The sequence below is a fragment of the Pseudomonas sp. DSP3-2-3 genome, from assembly GCF_049898225.1.
GTDB lineage: Bacteria > Pseudomonadota > Gammaproteobacteria > Pseudomonadales > Pseudomonadaceae > Aquipseudomonas.
Genome location: NZ_JAFCXH010000068.1, coordinates 1 through 4,119, shown reverse-complemented (window position 1 = coordinate 4,119; position 4,119 = coordinate 1). Strand labels below are relative to the sequence as shown.

The window sequence follows — 4,119 nt, the reverse complement described above, 5'->3', positions numbered from 1 at the left end:
CTGCGTCGCTGCCTGCCTTTGGGGTGGCCGGATGTGCGTGGAATGGGTGGCCGGGTCACCGTGGAATAGGTGGCCGGATGTTCATGGAATCAGTGGCCGGATGGCCGTGGAATACGCAGATTTGGTTGAAGCCAGAGCAAAAGTGCAGGAAGAACTGAATTCTATCGCAAGGCAACGTGATGAAATCAGGCCGCGCATCACATCGATACAGCAGCGACTTCAGCAGTTGAGTACTGCCCAGACTGTTGAGCAAGACGTAACGCGCTATGAGGAGCAAGTCAGAAAAATCTGCACCGCTCTGCTCACCTTCATCAACGCGCAACATGCATCTTCGAGCGCGAGCATCGTCGAGGATGTCGAAGCGTTTGTCGCAAACGCCAGTGCGCTTTCGGACTATGCGAGCAATCTTCGCGCTCGCTGGAAATAATAGCCGGGGCGAGAATGCAAAAAGCCCGTGACACGTCACGGGCTTTTTACTATCCAGCAGGCTTAAACGTAAAACGATTTCAGCGGCGGGAAGCCGTTGAATTCAACTGCGCTGTAGCTGGTGGTGTAGGCGCCAGTGGACAACCAGTACAGGCGGTCGCCGATGGCCAGGTTCAGTGGCAGGCCGTACTTGTAGTTCTCGTACATGATGTCGGCGCTGTCGCAGGTTGGACCGGCGATAACCACTTCTTCCATTTCGCCTTTCTTTTCGGTCCAGATCGGAAACTTGATGGCTTCGTCCATGGTTTCGATCAGGCCGGAGAATTTGCCCACATCCGTGTACACCCAACGCTCCACGGCGGTGCGGGATTTACGCGACACCAGCACCACTTCGCTGACCAGAATACCGGCGTTGGCGATCAACGAACGGCCCGGTTCCAGAATGATTTCCGGCAAATCATCGCCGAAGTCTTCTTTCAGATAGCGAATGATTTCTTCAGCGTAGGTTTCCAGGCTGTTGGTGCGGGTGATGTAGTTGGCCGGGAAGCCACCGCCCATATTGATCAGCTTGAGGACGATGCCGTCTTCTTCTTTCAGACGCTCGAAGATCACTTTGACTTTGGCAATCGCGGCGTCCCAGACGCTGATGTCGCGCTGCTGCGAGCCAACGTGGAACGAGATGCCGTAAGGCACCAGACCCAGCTCACGGGCGAGGATCAGCAAGTCCATGGCCATGTCGGTCTGGCAACCGAATTTACGCGACAGAGGCCAGTCAGCGGTGGTCGAACCTTCGGTCAGGATACGTACGTAGACTTTCGAGCCCGGTGCAGCCTTGGCGATGTTGCGCAGGTCAGCTTCGGAGTCGGTGGAAAACAGACGCACGCCCTTCTCGTAGAAGTAGCGAATGTCCTTGGATTTCTTGATGGTGTTGCCATAGCTGATGCGGTCGGCGCTGACGCCGCGGTCCATGACCTTGTCCAGTTCATAGATAGAGGCGATATCGAAACTCGAGCCTTTATCCTTGAGCAGGTCGATGATTTCTACAGCTGGGTTGGCTTTGACGGCGTAGTAGATCCTGGCGAAATCGAAGCCTGCGCGCAGGTCGTCGTAGGCCTTGCTGATCATCGCGGTATCGATGACCACGAATGGGGTTTCTTGCGTGTCGGCAAACGCCTTCATCTTGTTGAAGGTGTCGCGCTGGAAATAGTCTTCGACCTGGATCGGCATGCGGGAAACTCCTACTGGCAAACTGCATTAATCAATGGGTGCGAGGCGTGTCTCCACGCGCTCAACGAACGCCCTCCGTATCCCCACTTTGGTTCGCCTACTTCCCAAGGCCAATCGCCGAAAGCAAAAAGACCATATGAACGCGGTTAGCGCATTCCCTATGGCCTTGCTGTCTCGTCGTCAGTACTTGAGCCGGATGGATCGTTTCCAGCATGGACGTTCGGCGCGAACTTTAGGACGTGAGGAGCTTGAGATCAACAAAAAATGTCGCATTTTTGCCCGTTTTTGCCTGATCGGCATCTGAACGCGTTCCCACACCCGTAGTAACGGACCTGTGTGACAGGATGATGTTCATTCTGGAGGTGATTTAGCGACGAGATGGCGGCGATTCACTCCTTCTTATTCTCGACCCCGTTGGAAATTCTATGTCCGGGGGCAACCGCCAGGCGCCAGACGTATTGTCTGAACCGACGCCTTCCCGGCTAAAGCCGGTCTCACTGTGGGACCGGCTTTAGCCGGGAAGACGGCATTCCAGTAGACGCAAATGCATCGGCTGTACGTCCAGATCCGTTGGAGGCTTGCCCGCGAATAAGTCATCGAGGCGCAGCAGACACAGCGCGTGATCGCTCTTCGCGGGCAAGCCTCGCTCCAATAAGTCCGGTTTTCTCACAAAAAATGTGACGATTGCGAAGGACCGCTCTGTATCTCTTGTGTGAAATTTCCTAGACACTCCCGCCCCGCTTGCGCCTGCCCATTCCCGCAACTAGCCTGCGCTCCGCCACTGAACATTCAGTGGATGGGTGTGAGAGCCCGGTGGTCAGAAGCCGCATTAACCTGTCAGTCCATCATCGATATTCAGGTATCGGTGAATGCGTTATGGCAGCTGTGTGCAGGCAGACTTCGGTCTGGCCGGGTCCCTTCTGCCGGTCTCTCACCCTGTATATAGCTGCCACCCTCATACCGCGTGAGAGCGATAAGTGTTGGCGCAACAGGAAGGAACTCTATCTTGATCAAAATCACCCCCGAATCCCCCCATAACCTCGAAGAAAACCTGGTGCGCGTGTCAGAACTGCTGCGTTGCGCAGCGGCCACCGCCTACGAAACCTGCAACCAACTCAGCGGCCAGAAACGCGACCTGGCGTGTTCGGTCATGCATCTGGTCGAGATGGCACAGGGTTTGGTTGAGCGATCGTTGACGAGCGTCGAAGCCCGGTAAAAGCGGACAGATCTACGTAGAACCTGTGGGAGCTTCTATACCTGGAGGCAACCCCCAGACACCACAGATGTGTTGTCTGAACCGACGTCTTCCCGGATAAATCCGGTCCCGCAATTGAATCGCGCGTTCACGCGAAGTTGTTCGCGAGGCGATGAACCTGATCAGCCAGTACCCAGATATCGCCAACGACTGGGCGCCTACAAAACCATTCAGGAAAAGGCTTGCAGTCTCTAACAAAACGAAATTAAACAGTGTTAATTTTGCGCCGAAAAACTTTAAAAACCTGTTAGTTCTAACAGTACCGCCTAACAGAGAAACTCAACAAAATCGTGATCGAACCCCTCCTAAAACGAAGGGCAATTTTACGAGGTGCGCCATGAGCAGGTTTATTAGGGAAAAATCTTTTAGAGCCACTTTAAGATCCGTACATCCAGACTATCCGGCTGCTTTCGACTTTTCAAGAATAGCTTCAGAAAGTGAGTTTCTGAAAGAATACCAGGCTTCAGGAAATTTTATGCAAGCCACCCTGAAAGGTACGGAACAGTGTGGATACCTGACAGCCACCACCTGCCCTCGAGGCGCCAAGAGTTCGATGCCTATTCAGCAGTTCTGGTTTCTGTATCGAGAGTGGGACGACGGCTCAAGCAGCTATGAAATAAAAATTGAAAACGAACTTTGGGTTGACAATAAAGACACTTTCCGCAACCTGGTCATTGCCAAACGACAGATTTATAGCGCGTTGACCATGAGCCACCAGGACGTGGATTTCTATGTAGTCCCCTCCGCCACTGCAAAAATAGTTTCAGGCTGGAAAGTAATACCACTCAACAACAACAACAACGAGTTAACGCCAAGTGTAGCTGAAATCGGTCCAGTCTATATAACCGCGCCAAATGGCAATACGCTTGGCGTTAATGAACGACAGAACTTTGGAAAACAATGGTGGGCGTATGTAGCCTGTTCGAAACAGAGCGAATCCCTGCTTCACAATAAAACAGTTATTGTTCCAGTGACATTGAACGTTCTTGAAACCAACCTTGCCGATCCGATGGCGTAATTGCCGTTTAGTGGAAAATGGTTGCCCGGCCCGTGCCAGCCGTCGAAGCACTATAACGGCAACACACAATACTTCTCGTTGGAGATTCTATGTTCGTGAGCAACCCCCAGACATGAAGTTTGGGGTGTACTCCGTTTGGTTTTTCATTAGGGCGAACATGACCCGCGCGAGCTTTCGGGCGAGGACTACCAGC

Annotated in this window: 4 protein-coding genes and 1 pseudogene; 3 read left to right on the top strand and 2 right to left on the bottom strand. The window is 53.1% G+C overall.

All coding sequences use genetic code 11. The features are described from left to right. On the top strand, positions 1-427 hold a 427-nt coding region (locus tag ACP7E4_RS30280), incomplete at its 5' end, for an alpha-xenorhabdolysin family binary toxin subunit B (protein ID WP_426119931.1). A 62-nt stretch (positions 428-489) separates the two neighbouring features. Here the strand turns inward: ACP7E4_RS30280 and ACP7E4_RS30275 are convergent. After that, positions 490-1,653: a type III PLP-dependent enzyme gene (locus ACP7E4_RS30275; RefSeq protein ID WP_426119929.1), complete on the bottom strand. Its 1,164-nt coding sequence runs from the start codon at positions 1,651-1,653 to the stop codon at positions 490-492. Between the two features lie 1,006 nt (positions 1,654-2,659). Between ACP7E4_RS30275 and ACP7E4_RS30270 the strand changes: the two genes are divergently transcribed. Continuing rightward, the gene (locus tag ACP7E4_RS30270; RefSeq protein ID WP_426119927.1) at positions 2,660-2,869 is read left to right on the top strand and encodes a DUF6124 family protein; all 210 of its coding nucleotides are present in this window, start codon (positions 2,660-2,662) and stop codon (positions 2,867-2,869) included. A 151-nt stretch (positions 2,870-3,020) separates the two neighbouring features. Further along, entirely contained in the window at positions 3,021-3,926 is a 906-nt protein-coding gene (locus ACP7E4_RS30265; RefSeq protein WP_426119926.1) for a hypothetical protein, read from the top strand. 87 nt (positions 3,927-4,013) lie between these two features. Here the strand turns inward: ACP7E4_RS30265 and ACP7E4_RS30260 are convergent. Beyond that, positions 4,014-4,119: pseudogene (locus ACP7E4_RS30260) on the bottom strand (IS110 family transposase); the annotation flags it as partial.

What these genes read in the sequence shown, in the direction of transcription:
- ACP7E4_RS30275 (WP_426119929.1), bottom strand. Translation starts at nt 1,653, where the DNA reads ATGCCGATCCAGGTCGAAGACTATTTCCAGCGCGACACCTTCAACAAG.
- ACP7E4_RS30265 (WP_426119926.1), top strand. Translation starts at nt 3,021, where the DNA reads ATGAACCTGATCAGCCAGTACCCAGATATCGCCAACGACTGGGCGCCT.